Origin of the sequence: Ensifer aridi, assembly GCF_002078505.1 — a bacterium.
In the GTDB taxonomy this organism is placed as follows: Bacteria; Pseudomonadota; Alphaproteobacteria; order Rhizobiales; family Rhizobiaceae; genus Sinorhizobium; species Sinorhizobium aridi.
The window spans coordinates 291,797-306,465 of the sequence record NZ_LUAV01000032.1 but is presented as its reverse complement, the minus strand read 5'-3'; the positions used below and the strand labels follow the sequence as shown (position 1 = coordinate 306,465).

The following is a 14,669-nucleotide window of genomic DNA, read 5'->3' as shown; positions in this document are numbered from 1 at the left end:
CGACGCGAGCGTCAATTTGGGCGGTGGCTGCCCCCTGATATGTTTCGAATAATACAGACAAAGCGAGCTTCAAATAAAATGCGTTGCCAGCTCAGGTTTAGTCGGAGCAGGCCTTAAGTTCGCTGTTCTTATTAAATTGACAACGCAGCAAGGACAGCTAAGATTTTAGTTTCAAACGCCGAGTTTACGTCTGAGCTTCTGAAAGACGTTACAATTTTTCCGGCACGTCCTCTTCGGCCAAGCCGGAATCTAGGGGAGGTGTCATGCTATGAACATGGAACTCTCGCGGCGCCAATTCTTGGGCGCGGCCGGTGCTGGTGTAGCGGCCACGACGCTTGGTGCCCTGGGCTTTGGTGACATCGAGGCGGCGCATGCGGAAGCAATCCGCGCCTTCAAGCTCGTGAGCACCACCGAAACCCGCAACACCTGTCCCTATTGCTCCGTCGCCTGCGGAGTCATCCTGTATTCGAAGGGCGACCGGAAGAAGGGCGAGCAGGCGGAGATCATCCATATCGAGGGTGATACCGACCATCCGACCAATCGCGGCACGCTCTGTCCGAAGGGCTCGGCGCTGCTCGACTTCGTCAAGTCCGAGACACGCCTCAAATATCCGATGATCCGCAAGCCCGGCTCGGACAAGTTCGAGCGGGTCAGCTGGGACGAGGCCCTCGATCGGATCGTCCGGCTGATGAAGGACGACCGCGACGCCAATTTCGTCGAGAAGAACAAGGATGGGGTCACGGTGAACCGGTGGACGACGACCGGTTTCCTCGCGGCCTCGGCGACGACGAACGAAACGGCATGGGAGACCTACAAGGTCGTCCGCAGCACGGGGATGCTGGTCTTCGACAATCAAGCGCGTGTCTGACACGGCCCCACGGTGGCCAGTTTGGCTCCAACTTTCGGCCGCGGCGCAATGACCAACTCCTGGACGGACATCAAGAATACCGACCTCGTGATCATCATGGGCGGTAATGCCGCCGAAGCGCACCCCTGCGGCTTCAAATGGGTGACTGAGGCAAAGGCCAACCGCGGCGCGAAGCTGATCGTCGTCGATCCGCGCTTCACCCGCTCCGCCTCGGTAGCCGACCTCTACGCGCCGATCCGCCAGGGCACCGACATCGCCTTCCTGCTCGGCGTCATCAATCACTGCATCCAAAACGACAAGGTGCAGTGGGACTATGTCAAGGCCTTCACCAACGCCGCCTACATCGTCAAGGATGGCTTCGCATTCAAGGACGGGCTGTTTACGGGCTATGACGAGGCCAAGCGCGACTACGACAAATCGACATGGGACTATGTCATCGGCCTCGACGGCTATGCGGTCGTGGACGACACTTTGACCAATCCGCGCTGCGTCTGGAACCTCCTGAAGGACCATGTCTCGGTTTACACGCCCGACATGGTCGAGCGAATCTGCGGCACGCCGAAGGACAAGTTCCTGAAGGTCGCCGAAATGATCGCGGAATGCTCATCGCCGACCAAGGTGATGACCTCGATGTATGCGCTTGGCTGGACGCAGCATTCGAAGGGCTCGCAGAACATCCGCGCCATGGCGATGCTGCAGCTGATCCTCGGCAATATCGGCATGCGCGGCGGCGGCATGAATGCGCTGCGCGGCCATTCCAACATCCAAGGCCTCACCGATGTCGGGCTGATGTCGAACCTGCTCCCCGGTTATCTGACGCTGCCGATCGAGAAGGAGGTCGATCTCGAAACCTATATGTCGACGCGCGGCTTCAAGCCGCTCAGACCCAACCAGATGAGCTATTGGCAAAACTACCGGAAGTTCTTCGTCAGCTTCCAGAAAGCGATGTGGGGCCCGGCGGCGACGCCGGAAAACGACTTCGCCTATGATTGGCTGCCGAAGCTCGACTTGCCCGGCTACGACGTCCTGCGCGCCTTCGAGCTCATGAATCAGGGCAAGATGACCGGCTATATGTGCCAGGGCTTCAATCCGCTGCTGGCCGCACCCAACCGGAAGAAGCTCACGGACGCGCTGTCGAAGCTCAAATATCTCGTCACCATGGATCCGCTCGACACCGAGACGGCGCGATTCTGGGAGAACCATGGCGAGTACAACGAGGTCGACACCGCGCAGATCCAGACGGAGGTCATCCAGCTACCCTCCACCTGTTTCGCCGAAGACGAAGGTTCGCTCACCAATTCCAGCCGCTGGCTGCAGTGGCATTGGCCGGGCGGCACGCCTCCGGGTGAAGCGAAGACCGACAACTGGATCATGGCGCAGATCCATGTGCGGCTGAAGGAGCTCTATCGCAGGGAGGGCGGAAAGTTCCCCGACCCGATCGTCAACCTCGACTGGGCCTATGCGGATGCGAACGAGCCGACCGCCGAAGAGCTTGCCAAGGAGATCAACGGCAAGGCGCTTGCGACCGTCTACGATACCGCCGATCCGACAAAGGTCTTGGCGGAGGCCGGCAAGCTCGTGCCCGGCTTCGCGGCGCTGCGCGACGACGGCTCTACATCGAGCGGTTGCTGGATCTATGCCGGCTGCTTCAACGAGAACGGCAACAACATGGCCCGGCGCGACACGTCGGACCCGGACGAGACCGGCGCCTATTCGAAATGGGCGTTCTCCTGGCCGGCCAACCGCCGCATCCTCTACAACAGAGCCTCGGCGGACCTCAACGGCAAGGCCTGGGACCCGAGCCGAAAATTGATCGAGTGGGACGGCGCCAAGTGGGCGGGCTACGACGTGCCCGATATTGCGCCGACGGCAAAGCCCAGGGATGTCGGGCCGTTCATCATGAATCCCGAAGGCGTCTCGCGCCTCTTCTCCAGGGCAATGATGCGTGACGGGCCGTTCCCGGCGCATTACGAGCCGTTCGAGTCCCCTGTCGGCAACCTCGTCGCCCCGAATGTGCGCGGCAATCCCGCGGCGCGGGTCTTTGCCGATGACTTCAAGCAGTTCGCCGAACCTGCCTCGGCGGAGTTCCCCTATGCGGCGACGTCCTACCGCCTGACGGAGCACTTCCATTACTGGACCAAGCACGTCCGGGTGAACGCTGTGCTGCAGCCGGAATTCTTCGTGGAGATATCCGAGGAACTCGCCGCAGAGAAAGGCATCACCGGCGGCGGCTGGGTCCGCGTATGGTCCAAGCGCGGATCGATCAGGGCCAAGGCCATGGTCACCAAACGGATCAAGCCGCTGATCTGCGACGGCAAACCCGTCCATGTCGTGGGCATTCCGTTGCACTGGGGCTTCACCGGCGCGGCCAGGAAGGGCTTCGGTCCGAACTCGCTGACGCCCTTCGTCGGCGACGCCAATATCGAGACGCCGGAATACAAGGCGTTCCTGGTCAATATCGAGCCCATTGCCGGGCCGGTGGCTTGAGGAGGCTTGAACCATGTTCCCGCCCGTCCCAAATCCGACCACCGGACCCCAGAGCCCGAAATTCGGCGAAAAGGATCTGATGCGGCGCTCGGCGTCGACCGTGAGGCCGCCGGCCGAGCGGCAGACCGAGGTGGCCAAGCTCATCGATGTCTCGAAATGCATCGGTTGCAAGGCCTGTCAATCGGCCTGCATCGAATGGAACGACACTCATCCCGAAATCGAGGAGAACACCGGCGTCTTTGAAAATCCGCACGATCTGACGTCGGAGATGTTCACGCTGATGCGCTTTACCGAATGGGAGAATCCGGAGACGGACAATCTCGAGTGGCTGATCCGCAAGGATGGCTGCATGCATTGCGAGGATCCGGGCTGTCTCAAGGCGTGCCCCGCGCCCGGCGCCATCGTGCAGTATTCGAACGGTATCGTCGATTTCGTGCACGAGAACTGCATCGGCTGCGGCTATTGCATCAAGGGGTGCCCGTTCAATATTCCCCGGATTTCTCCGGTCGATCATACCGCCTACAAATGCACGCTCTGCTCCGACCGCATTGCAGTCGGCCAGGGCCCGGCCTGCGCGAAAGCATGCCCGACGCAAGCCATCGTCTTCGGCACCAAGGAGGAGATGAAGAAACACGCGGAAGGGCGGATCACCGACCTGAAATCGCGCGGTTTTGCCAATGCCGGGCTTTACGACCCGCCGGGCGTCGGCGGCACGCACGTCATGTACGTGCTGCACCACGCCGACAAGCCGGAGATTTACGCCGGTCTGCCCAACAACCCGACGATCAGCCCGATCGTCGAGGCTTGGAAGGGCGTCACGAAATATGCCGGGCTCGCCGTCATGGGCGTCGCGGCCGTCACCGGCTTCCTGCATTACATGGTCAACGGCCCCAACCGCGTTTCCGAAGAGGACGAGGAGGCCGCTGAGAGGCTCACTGGAGATCGTTCGTCATGAGTACCGACACGGACACGGATTATGACGTGGCGAAGGGCGACAGCGTTCACCCCGGCAAACCCGTCATGGTCGATCGTTATACCGGCGGCGCGCGGATCAATCACTGGATCACCGCCACGAGTCTCGTGCTGCTCGCGTTGTCCGGTCTGTCCCTGTTCCACCCCCGGCTTTTCTTCCTGTCGGCGCTGTTCGGCGGCGGTCAGGCGGTGCGCGCCATTCACCCCTGGATCGGCGTCATCCTGTTTTTCAGCTTTCTCGGCCTATTCCTGCGCTTCTGGAAGCTCAATCTCTGGAAGCGTGAGGATGGCACCTGGCTCGCGCGTGTGCGCGACGTCCTGACCGCCCATGACGAACGCCTGCCCGAGGTCGGCAAGTACAATGCCGGGCAGAAGCTCGTCTTCTGGTCCATGTCGATCCTGATCATCGTGCTGATAACCTCGGGCCTGGTCATTTGGGACCAGTATTTCGCGGCATACACCACGATCGAGCAGAAGCGATGGGCCCTTCTCGTGCACTCGATCGCCGCCATCCTCGCGATCAGCGTCTGGATCACCCATGTCTATGCAGCGATCTGGGTAAAGGGTACGATACGGGGAATGGTACGCGGTTCGGTGACCGGCGGCTGGGCGTGGCGCTATCACCGCAAGTGGCTGCGCGAGCTGGTCGCCAAACCGCCTGCGGGAGTGCCGACGGAAGACAAGAAGAGGACCGCAGCAGAGTAGTTGTTTCTGGGTTCGCATCACGTGACCCGTCGGGTTCGTGAGGGAGTGTGATGAAAAGCAAAGACGCCGCAGCGCCCGATCCGACCGCCATTGGAGAGATCTCGTCACCGCCCTTTGCGCGCCTTCCCGACCCCGCTTCCCTCTTCGCCGCAAGGGCCGCGCGCCTCAGTCAATTGGCGGACGCGAGCGGCTTGGCACCCTATCTTAACTTCCTTTCAGGTCTGGCGACCGCGCAACACCTTATCCAGGCCGACCTTCCGCCTCCCGAGGGCCCCGACACCCAGACGCTGATGCGCGCCCGCGAGTTCGAAATGCCGCCGCTCCACCGCAATGGTATCGGCGACGGCGAAGCGATCCATGCCGTATTCGACCGGCTGTTCGCGGCCGCTGACGCAATCAACAAGCCGGCCGCAGCCGCCGAAGCGCTCCGCCGGGTCACCGCCGCCGATCGCGAAGCGCGGCTCGCCATGGCCGAAACCGTCCTCTCTGGCGCATTGCCCGCAGACGCAATCGCCGAGCATATTTTCGTCTGGGCCGCACTTCAGGTGCACTTCGCACGGCTGGCGTCGGTGCTTGACGCCGCCAAGCTGAGGCCCGTCGCCGACGGCATTTGCCCCGCCTGCGGCGGCATGCCGGCATCGTCCATGGTCGTCGGCTGGCCGGGTTCGCACGGCGCGCGGTTCTGCTGCTGCTCGCTTTGCTCGACGCTCTGGCACTATGTCCGCATCAAATGCGTGCTTTGCGGCTCCACCAAAGGGATCGCCTATATCGAGATCGAGGATCACGGCGGCACCGTCAAGGCCGAGACCTGCGACGAATGCCATGGCTGGACGAAGATTTTCTACCAGAACAAGGCGCCGGCGACCGAGCCGATTGCCGACGACGTCGCGAGTATCAGCCTCGACCTGCTGATGCGCGAAGGCTCCTATCGCCGTGGCGGTTTTGCGCCGCTTCTGGCCGGCTTCTAGATTGGATCGAAAGAGGCGCACCCCAGGAGAGCTGGAATGGACGCCAATATCAGGTTGCGTGACATCCCGTCGGTGGACGAGCTGCTGCGATCGGCCGCTGCCGTCGAGGCGATCGAATGTTTCGGGCGACCGGCTGTTGCCGAGGCCCTGCGGCGCGTGCTGACTACGATCCGGAATGCGGTGCGCGACGGCGCAGAAGTCCCCTCCTTGGAGGCGATCGCAATAGCCGCCATCGCGGCACTCGAGGCAAATGACCGATCGTCACTCCGCCCCCTGTTCAATCTGACGGGAACCGTGCTCCACACCAATCTCGGTCGCGCCTTGCTGGCGGAAGCGGCGATCGATGCCGCGACGGAGGCGATGCGCGAGGCGGTGGCGCTCGAATTCGACCTCGAGAGCGGCAAACGCGGCGAAAGGGACGACCACCTGCGGGCGCTCATCGTGGAGCTGACCGGCGCTGAGGATGCAACCGTCGTCAACAACAATGCTGCAGCCGTCATGCTGACATTGAACAGTCTGTCGGCCGGCAGGCAAGCGATCGTCTCGCGTGGCGAGCTCATTGAAATCGGCGGAGCATTCCGCATGCCGGATATCATGCTGCGCTCCGGCGTCCGCCTCGTCGAGGTCGGTACCACGAACCGCACCCATGCCCGGGATTACCGGGATGCTATCGGCCCCGATACCGGCCTTATCTTGAAGGTCCATACCTCCAACTATCGCATCGAAGGCTTCACCAAGGAGGTCGGGGCACGCGAGCTCGCGGCAATCGCCCATGAACACGGGCTGCCGCTCGTCAACGATCTCGGTTCGGGTACGCTTACCGATCTCGACCGCTTCGGGCTCGCGCATGAGCCGACCGTCGCCGAAGCGATCGCCGACGGCGCCGATATCGTCACCTTTTCCGGCGACAAGCTGCTTGGCGGACCTCAGGCCGGCTTTATCGTCGGCCGTGGCGACCTTCTCGACAGGATCAACAGGAATCCGATGAAGCGTGCGCTGCGCGTCGACAAGATCCGCCTTGCGGCGCTCGCGGCAACGCTCAGGCTCTATCGCGACCCGGACCGCCTGAGCGAACGCCTGCCGACGATGCGTCTGCTCGCCCGTCCGCAGGCCGACATCCGTCGGCAGGCCGAGCAGCTGGCTTCCGTGGTGGAGCGGGCGGTGGACGGCGCATTCGACGTTTCGGTGATCGACTGCGGCAGCCAGATCGGCTCAGGCGCCTTGCCGCTCGCCACCGTGCCGAGCGCCGGACTGGCGCTCGCGCCACCTTCCGGCAGCGGTCGCATGCTTGCCGAATTGGCGGCGGCGCTCAGAAGCCTGCCGATGCCAGTCATCGGCCGCATCGAACACGGATCGCTTGTGCTCGATTTGCGTTGCCTCGAGGATGAGGAAGGCTTCATCGCCAATCTCGCGCGTCTCGGTCCATCGGCTGGAGGATCCTCGTCGTGAGCCTTCTCAGCCGCTTGCTGCAAAGACCGGGCGAGGGCGATGCATCCCCTGAGGCGGCCATGGCAAAGGCGCTCGCAGCCGCCCGCGACGGCGACTACGAAACCGCTCTTTCCGTATGGGAGCCCCTCGCCCGGGCGGGAAATGCAAGGGCCCAGAACAATATCGGCGCTTGCTTTGCGGGAGGGTTGGGCGTCGCCCGAGATACCGATCTTGCCTACCATTGGCTGGGCCTTTCCGCCGAGGCCGGCGATCCCGTCGGTCAGCGCAACCTCGCCTCGCTTCTCCTCAGGGGAGAGGGAATAGCGCCGGACTATCCAAGGGCGGCCGCGCTTTATCACCAGGCCGCAGAACAGAACGACGCCGAAGCTCAGGACATGCTGAGCTGGATGCTCCTGGAGGGCGATCTCATCGAACCCGATTTCGCGGAAGCGCGCCGCTGGGCGCTCGCCGCCGCGAAGAACGGCTCCGCCTCGTCGATGACGCGGCTCGGGATGCTCTACCACAATGCTATCGGGGTCACGCGCGATCCGGTCGAGGCGGCCTACTGGTGGGGCCGCGGCGCGCGAGCCGGCGACGCTGACGGACAGGCGATGCTCGGTGCGGCCTATCATCTCGGAAGTGGCGTCGCGCGCGATCCGGTCGAAGCCTTCGCCTGGCTGATAAGGGCGCGTCGAGGCGGCAGCGCGCTGGCCGCGCCATTCTTCGACGTCGTGCGCGCGACACTCGATGCCGAGCAGTTGCAGGAGGCCGAGCGCCGCGCCGCGCTTCCGCTCACCGAAACATCGGTGCCGCTTCAGCGCGCAAAGGAGGAGGATCGCAGGTGATCGTCGGGACCGCCGGCCATATCGATCACGGCAAGACGTCGCTCGTGCGGGCGCTGACCGGCGTCGACACCGATCGCCTGAAGGAGGAGAAGGATCGCGGCATATCGATCGATCTCGGCTTTGCCTATATGCCGGTCGAGGGCCTGGAGACGATCGGTTTCGTCGACGTCCCCGGCCACGAGAAGTTCATCCACACCATGCTGGCGGGCGCCAGCGGCATCGATTTCGTTCTGCTCGTTGTCGCGGCCGATGACGGCGTCATGCCGCAGACGCGAGAGCATCTGGCGATCGTCGATCTACTCGGCACCGAACAAGGGGTCGTCGCCATCACCAAAGCCGATCTCGTGACGGACGGCCGCCTTGCGGAAGTCGAAAAGGCGATGCGGGACGCGCTTTCGGGCACGGCACTTGCCGAGGCAATCATGATCCCGGTTTCGACCGTGTCGGGCAGCGGCGTGGCGCTGCTGCGCGACGAAATCGTCGCCGCCGCGCACAATCTCAAGCGGCGGCAGACAAGCGGGCGATTCCGGCTTGCCGTCGATCGCTCATTCACCATTCAGGGCGCGGGCACAGTGGTCACCGGAACCGTTCTTTCGGGACAAGTGTCGGTAGAGGACCGGCTCACCATCAGCCCTTCGGGCCTTGAGGCGCGCGTGCGATCGATCCATGCGCAGAACAGGCCGAGTGAGATTGGCCGCGCGGGTGATCGCTGCGCACTCAACCTCGTCGGTCCGGGGATCACGAAAACGGCAATCGGCCGCGGCGACGTGGTCTGCGACCATAGCCTGCATGCGCCGACCAGCCGAATTGACGCGACGTTGCGTGTGCTCGGTTCGGAGCCCAAACCGATCGGCCATTGGTTTCCGGTCAGGCTCCATCATGCGTCGGCGGAGGTCGGAGCCCGCATCGTCCTCTTGGCGGACGAGCCGGTCACGCCAGGAGCGCGCACGCTCGTCCAGCTCGTGCTGGAACGGCCGATCGCGGCGGCAGCCGGAGACCGCTATGTCGTTCGCGACACGTCTGCCCGGCGCACGATCGGCGGCGGCAGCTTTCTGGACCTGCGCGCCCCCGCGCGCAAGCGCCGCACTCAAGAGCGGATGGCCCAACTCGCCGCACTGTCGTCGAGCGAGCCGAGACAGACGATCGAGGCACTGCTTGCCGTTCCCCCCTATCTGGTCGACATCGGCGCCTTTGCGCGCGACTGGGCAATGGCCGCGGGCGAAGCCGAGGCACTGTCAGAGTCCTTGAATGTCGTGCAACTTAAATCCGATGCCGCAACGCTCGCCATGTCCATGGAGAGCTGGCAGAGGCTGCGGCGTGACATTCTCGCACGGCTTCGATCTTTCCATGCGGACAATCCGGACCTGCTTGGCATGGGCGTCGAACGATTGCGCGCGCAGCTCGAATTTCGCCTACCGGCGCCCGCATTCCGCGCAGCTTTGCATGCGCTCGTCCGAGAGGGAGAGACTGTGCTCGATGGAGCGTGGGTCCGGCTCGCCGAGCATCGGGTCACCATGACCCCGGCCGACGAGCGGCTCTGGAAAGACATCGAGCCCCTGCTCGGGGGGAGCGAACGGTTTCGCCCGCCACGCGTGCGCGATATTGCCGGACTGCTGGCGGTTCCGGAAGGCGAGGTGCGCCGGCTCCTGAAACTCAGCAGCCGCATGGGCAGGGTGCATGAGGTGGCGCACGATCATTTCTTTCTGCGCGACGTGGTCGCGGAGATGGTGGCTGTCATGGACGAGATCAGCGCCGCTGCCGAACAAGGCTGGTTTACCGCCATGCAGTTTCGCGATCGCCTCGAAAACGGCCGCAAGGTCGCCATCCAGATCCTCGACTTCTTCGATCGTCACAGCGTCACGCTCAGACGCGGGGACCTGCGCCGCCTCAACCGGAACCGTCTGGATTTCTTCGGCAATTTGTCGAATGCTGTCACTGCGGCGGCGCGCGTCTTATCGGACGCGCAAAGGTCGCTGTAGCACTTTCAATTGTTGCGTGATTTTGTCCTCAGGAATCATGCAGTAGCTGGATCGAGTTTCAGGAGGAGATGCGTCCCCGGTGGGGCGTCCGGACTTCAAATCCGGGAGGGGCCGAGAGACGGTCTTTGGTGGGTTCGACTCCCACTCTCTTCCGCCATCAGCACGCAGCCCTGATTACTCCATGTTTCCTAAATCGTGACCGATTAAGGATAAAAAAACCTGCAGCAACTCAAAGTGCTACAGCGATCTTTGCGGGTCTGTTAAGACGCGCGTCGCTGTAGCACGAAGCAATTTTGCGCCGGCGGAACATGCAACCGCTTGCCTTCCCTCGGACCTCCCATAGTTGAAGGATTGATGAAGCAAGCTCAACGGGGGCACGAAACATGTCCATACTCATCAGTATCCTGATTACCTTTCTCGTCGTCATTCTTGTGCTCTATCTCGTCAATCGCCTTCCCATCGACGGACGCACCAAACAGATCGTGCAGGCAATCGTGATCATCATTGGTATCCTGGCGTTGCTGAGATACCTGGCGGTGTTCTGAATTCGGACAGCATAATCATGAAGAAGATCGGCTTCCTTTCGTTCGGGCATTGGACCCCTTCGCCCCAATCGCAGACGCGGTCGGCCTCCGACGCTCTCCTGCAGTCCATCGACCTGGCCGTTGCTGCCGAGGAGTTGGGAGCCGATGGTGCGTATTTCCGCGTGCATCACTTCGCCCGGCAGCTCGGCTCACCGTTTCCGCTGCTTTCGGCCATTGGCGCGAAAACCAGCCGCATCGAGATCGGCACCGCGGTTATCGACATGCGATACGAGAACCCGTTGTACATGGCCGAGGACGCAGGCGCGGCCGACATCATCGCCGGCGGGCGGCTGCAACTGGGCATAAGCCGCGGCTCTCCCGAGCAGGTGATCGACGGCTGGCGCCACTTCGGTTATGCGCCGGCCGAGGGCGAGAGCGACGCGGACATGGCCAGGCGCCACGCGGAGGTTCTGCTGGACGTGCTACGCGGAGAAGGGTTTGCTCAACCCAACCCACGGCCGATGTTTCCCAATCCTCCAGGGCTGCTGCGCATCGAGCCGCACTCCGAAGGCCTGCGCGATCGGATCTGGTGGGGCGCCAGCTCGAACGCCACGGCGGCCTGGGCGGCCAAGCTCGGGATGAACCTGCAGAGCTCGACGCTCAAGGATGATGAGAGCGGGCTTCCGTTCCATGTCCAGCAGGCCGAGCAGATCCGGGTGTTCCGGGAGGCCTGGAAGGCAGCCGGTCACGGGCGCGAGCCGCGCGTGTCGGTCAGCCGGAGCATCTTCGCATTGGTGGACGACCGGGACCGCGCCTACTTCGGACGCGGAAACCAGAGCGAAGACAAAATCGGCTTCATCGACGAGAAGACGCGGGCGATTTTCGGCCGCAGCTACGCCGCCGAACCGGACGTGCTCGTGGAGCAATTGGTGAAGGACGAGGCCATAGCTGAGGCCGACACGCTGCTCCTGACCGTCCCCAACCAGCTCGGCGTGGCCTATAACGCGCACGTCATCGAGGCGATCCTGACCCACGTCGCCCCCGCGCTCGGCTGGCGCTGACGCAAGCTCCGCGCTCAGACGCTCAACGCGCACCCCAGGTATCGGTCAGCCGATAACCCTCCGGCCAGGGATCGGAAGGGTCGAGCATGTGCTGATGAATGCCCGTGATCCAGCCGCGGCCCGAGATTTCCGGCAGGATCCCCGGCCGGTCTCCGACCCGAATAGTGCCGACGATGCGGCCGGAGAAGGTCGAGCCGATCAGTGAAACCGCCGTCAGCCGGTCCTCCGGTCTCATTTCACCGCGGGCATGCAGAACGGCCATGCGGGCCGAGAGCGCCGTGCCGGTCGGCGAGCGGTCGACCTTGCCCGGCTGGATCGCGACGGCCGCGCCGGCGCGCAGACCCTCCGCCGTGCGCTCCACGGGACCTGCGAAAAGGCAGAAGGAGAAATGCCGCCACTCGGGGTTTTCCGGGTGGTGGAAACCGAGCTGTGCATTGGCCGCATTGGTGATCCGGACACCGAGGCTGGCAATATCATGCGCCTCGTCCGGCTTCAGGCCGAAGCCCATTGCCGCCGCATCCACGATAACGAAACTGTCACCGCCATAGGCAGTGTCGACGGTGAGCGTGCCAAGCCCCTCGACCTCGAGCTTCGCATCCAGCCGCTCGGCAAAGCTCGGCAGGTTCTGGACGAAGATGCGTTCGGCCTTGCCGTTGCGGCATTCCGCCCGCACGCGGACGAGACCGCCCGGGGCTTCTAGCGTGATTTCCGTCACCGGCTCCGTCATCGGCAGAATGCCGCTGTCGAGCAGCACCGTGGAGACGCAGATCGAGTTCGAACCCGACATGGGCGGCGTATCTTCCGGCTCCATGATGATGAAGGCGGCATCGGCCTCCGGGTGCTTCGGCGGCACCAGGAGGTTGACATGGCGGAAGACGCCGCCGCGCGGCTCGTTCAGCACGAAGTTGCGCAGCGTCTGGTCGCGGGCGATCCAGCGGCTCTGTTCCCAGATGGTGTCACCCGGCGGAGGCGCGACGCCGCCGACGATCACATCGCCCACCTCGCCCTCGGCGTGAGCGGAGATCACATGAATAGTTTTCGTGCTGCGCATCGGGTACTCCTCTCAGGAAAGCCAGTCCGGCAGCCGTGCCGGCGCGCGGCCCCTCAGGGCGGCCGTGACGCAATCGGCAAGGCTGCCGAAGCGCACGGCCCGGCCGGATAGACCCGGGCCGTAATGGGCGTATTTGCCGGAATTGGTCATTACGGCGCGGGTCCGTGTCGGGAAAACCGGTTCAGAGATCGAGCACCAGCAGAGGTCCGGCAACACCTGCACGCCGCTGGCTTCGAGCCGCGCGAGCGTGCCCTCGCGTCGTGCCTCCTCGATGACCTCACGCCCGGCCGTGACGATCACTGCGACATCCGGGTGCCGCTCGCGGCCGCCGAACGCCTCTGCCAGTTTCCGACATTCGGCAAGGGAAGCGTGGGGACTGCCGATGGCAACGAGTTCCACCTCCTCCGGCCCCTCGTTCAGGAGCGACCAGGCCGCGGCCATGTCGGCGCGAGTGATCGCCGCGTGGTCGGCCTCGTCCGCCGCTGTGCCGTCGGCCTCGGGCGTCACACCCGCCACATGCAGCATCGGCGCGGCGGAGGTCGTGCCGAAGGCAGCGCAGAGCGCCTTGAGGTCGTCGCGCGAGGGCCTAGCCGCGGCAAGCCCCTTGAGGAGCGGTATGCGGTCCGGCGCCGCACCGCCGGCGAGATAGCCAATCAACGGCCAGAAGGCATCGTCCACGCGCTCGGGCAGTTCCACCTCGATGATGCGCAGGGCCTTACGATGTTCGTCGAGATAGACACCGGAAAGCGGCGCGCGCCCGGTGAGCGCAATGCAGAGATCGAGGAAATCCGGGTGCTTCGCCGTGCGCGCACCGAGCACACTGTTGGCGAAGATAACGGCATTGGACTCCGCCCAGGCGATCGCCTCGCCTGCCTGAGGCGCGCTGTCGAGCAGATAGGGCGAGCAGGTGAAGGTCGGGCGGCACCCCATGCGGACATAGGCATCGGCGAGCCGCGCTGCCGGGTCGCCGAACGAAGGCGGCACGCCCTGGACCTGCCAATTGGCGTAATCAACGGAAATGGCGTTCATCGTCGTCGGCACCGCGACCTTCGCCCCCAGCTCGGCCATCCTCTCGGCAAAGGTCAGGTTCGCCGGGCTGGCGTAGATACAGCCGTCGATATGGCCCTGGGTGACGTCCACGAGGCTCCGCGCCCCCTGCTGCGCCGCCATGGCTGAGATGATGCGCATCGCCTGCTGCGCCGCGACGCCCTTTTCTCCATCCAGCATGGCGCGGTCAGTGTCGGTAAGATCGAGTGTGGCGGTCGCCGGCGGGACGACCGGGATCGCCAGGCCCTCGGCTTCTATTGCGCTGCTGCTGATGCGCGCCCTCTTGACGCGCGCCAGCTCGGAAAACATCTCCGGCGCGAGGCGCAGGACCGGCAGCGGTTTGCCGAACATCTCGGACGCGACCAGCGCGCCCAGCGTGAGCACGTCCTCGGGCTCCGAGAACACGAGTGCGGCCGGAGCGCGTCCCGAAACCACGAGATCGAGGAGCACCCCGGAGCCGGTGCAGGAGCCGCGGCTCGACGGCATCATGAGAATGGAGCAGGTGAGGCAGACGCCATTGAGCGGGTGGTGCACGTCGATGACGCGACCGGTCGCGGGATCGACCCCGCCCCAGAAGCTCAGCGCCTCCCCCGTGACGATGACGGGGCCTTCGGCCGAGCCCGAGAGGATGCTGCGAGCGGGTGGCGGCTGCTTCATTTTACGACGAAGCCGCAGGGAGCGGGATCGGCACCATTCCCGTCGTGGCGAAGAAAGGACGCGTTGCCAAGGTCGAA

11 protein-coding genes and 1 tRNA gene are annotated in these 14,669 nt (G+C 64.0%); 10 read left to right on the top strand and 2 right to left on the bottom strand.

All coding sequences use genetic code 11. The features are described from left to right. The first annotated feature begins 268 nt into the window (after positions 1–268). From fdnG to AYK65_RS23815, 10 genes are all read left to right on the top strand, one after another. Positions 269–3,355, top strand: a complete 3,087-nt coding sequence (gene fdnG / locus AYK65_RS23855) for a formate dehydrogenase-N subunit alpha (protein WP_081161290.1) — start codon at positions 269–271, stop codon at positions 3,353–3,355. Between the two features lie 13 nt (positions 3,356–3,368). Then, positions 3,369–4,310 (top strand): formate dehydrogenase subunit beta, encoded by a 942-nt coding sequence (gene fdxH / locus AYK65_RS23850; RefSeq protein WP_026615637.1) that lies wholly within the window; start codon positions 3,369–3,371, stop codon positions 4,308–4,310. Continuing rightward, positions 4,307–5,032 (top strand): formate dehydrogenase subunit gamma, encoded by a 726-nt coding sequence (locus AYK65_RS23845; RefSeq protein ID WP_046117358.1) that lies wholly within the window; start codon positions 4,307–4,309, stop codon positions 5,030–5,032. Before fdxH ends, AYK65_RS23845 begins: the two co-directional genes overlap by 4 nt. Before the next feature lie 50 nt (positions 5,033–5,082). Further along, positions 5,083–6,000: a formate dehydrogenase accessory protein FdhE gene (fdhE, locus tag AYK65_RS23840; protein ID WP_081161287.1), complete on the top strand. Its 918-nt coding sequence runs from the start codon at positions 5,083–5,085 to the stop codon at positions 5,998–6,000. Positions 6,001–6,036: 36 nt separating this feature from the next. Continuing rightward, complete coding sequence (selA, locus tag AYK65_RS23835) at positions 6,037–7,449, top strand: L-seryl-tRNA(Sec) selenium transferase (protein ID WP_026615639.1); 1,413 nt, start codon at positions 6,037–6,039, stop codon at positions 7,447–7,449. 59 nt (positions 7,450–7,508) lie between these two features. Beyond that, a complete protein-coding gene (locus tag AYK65_RS23830; protein WP_081161381.1) occupies positions 7,509–8,273 on the top strand; it encodes a tetratricopeptide repeat protein in 765 nt (254 codons plus the stop codon). Continuing rightward, a complete protein-coding gene (gene selB, locus AYK65_RS23825) occupies positions 8,270–10,252 on the top strand; it encodes a selenocysteine-specific translation elongation factor (protein ID WP_081161284.1) in 1,983 nt (660 codons plus the stop codon). Before AYK65_RS23830 ends, selB begins: the two co-directional genes overlap by 4 nt. A 61-nt stretch (positions 10,253–10,313) precedes the next feature. Continuing rightward, positions 10,314–10,409 (top strand) — tRNA-Sec (locus AYK65_RS23820). A gap of 226 nt (positions 10,410–10,635) precedes the next feature. Then, positions 10,636–10,797, top strand: coding sequence for a Thivi_2564 family membrane protein (locus tag AYK65_RS32070; protein WP_139015742.1), 162 nt, complete (start codon positions 10,636–10,638; stop codon positions 10,795–10,797). Positions 10,798–10,814: 17 nt separating this feature from the next. Then, complete coding sequence (locus AYK65_RS23815) at positions 10,815–11,837, top strand: LLM class flavin-dependent oxidoreductase (protein WP_026615640.1); 1,023 nt, start codon at positions 10,815–10,817, stop codon at positions 11,835–11,837. Between the two features lie 22 nt (positions 11,838–11,859). Here AYK65_RS23815 and AYK65_RS23810 read toward each other — a convergent pair whose 3' ends face one another. Both AYK65_RS23810 and lhpI read right to left on the bottom strand, forming a co-directional pair. Continuing rightward, positions 11,860–12,888 carry a trans-3-hydroxy-L-proline dehydratase gene (locus tag AYK65_RS23810; protein ID WP_026615641.1) on the bottom strand — a complete coding sequence of 343 codons (1,029 nt, stop codon included), beginning with the start codon at positions 12,886–12,888 and terminating at the stop codon, positions 11,860–11,862. Positions 12,889–12,900: 12 nt separating this feature from the next. Continuing rightward, positions 12,901–14,592 carry a cis-3-hydroxy-L-proline dehydratase gene (gene lhpI, locus AYK65_RS23805; RefSeq protein ID WP_081161282.1) on the bottom strand — a complete coding sequence of 564 codons (1,692 nt, stop codon included), beginning with the start codon at positions 14,590–14,592 and terminating at the stop codon, positions 12,901–12,903. Positions 14,593–14,669 lie beyond the last annotated feature (77 nt).

Excerpts from the sequence above, each read along its gene's own strand:
- fdxH (WP_026615637.1), top strand. The coding sequence starts at position 3,369 with ATGTTCCCGCCCGTCCCAAATCCGACCACCGGACCCCAGAGCCCGAAA.
- AYK65_RS23845 (WP_046117358.1), top strand. The coding sequence starts at position 4,307 with ATGAGTACCGACACGGACACGGATTATGACGTGGCGAAGGGCGACAGC.
- fdhE (WP_081161287.1), top strand. The coding sequence starts at position 5,083 with ATGAAAAGCAAAGACGCCGCAGCGCCCGATCCGACCGCCATTGGAGAG.
- selA (WP_026615639.1), top strand. The coding sequence starts at position 6,037 with ATGGACGCCAATATCAGGTTGCGTGACATCCCGTCGGTGGACGAGCTG.
- AYK65_RS23830 (WP_081161381.1), top strand. The coding sequence starts at position 7,509 with ATGGCAAAGGCGCTCGCAGCCGCCCGCGACGGCGACTACGAAACCGCT.
- AYK65_RS32070 (WP_139015742.1), top strand. The coding sequence starts at position 10,636 with ATGTCCATACTCATCAGTATCCTGATTACCTTTCTCGTCGTCATTCTT.
- AYK65_RS23815 (WP_026615640.1), top strand. The coding sequence starts at position 10,815 with ATGAAGAAGATCGGCTTCCTTTCGTTCGGGCATTGGACCCCTTCGCCC.
- AYK65_RS23810 (WP_026615641.1), bottom strand. The coding sequence starts at position 12,888 with ATGCGCAGCACGAAAACTATTCATGTGATCTCCGCTCACGCCGAGGGC.
- lhpI (WP_081161282.1), bottom strand. The coding sequence starts at position 14,592 with ATGAAGCAGCCGCCACCCGCTCGCAGCATCCTCTCGGGCTCGGCCGAA.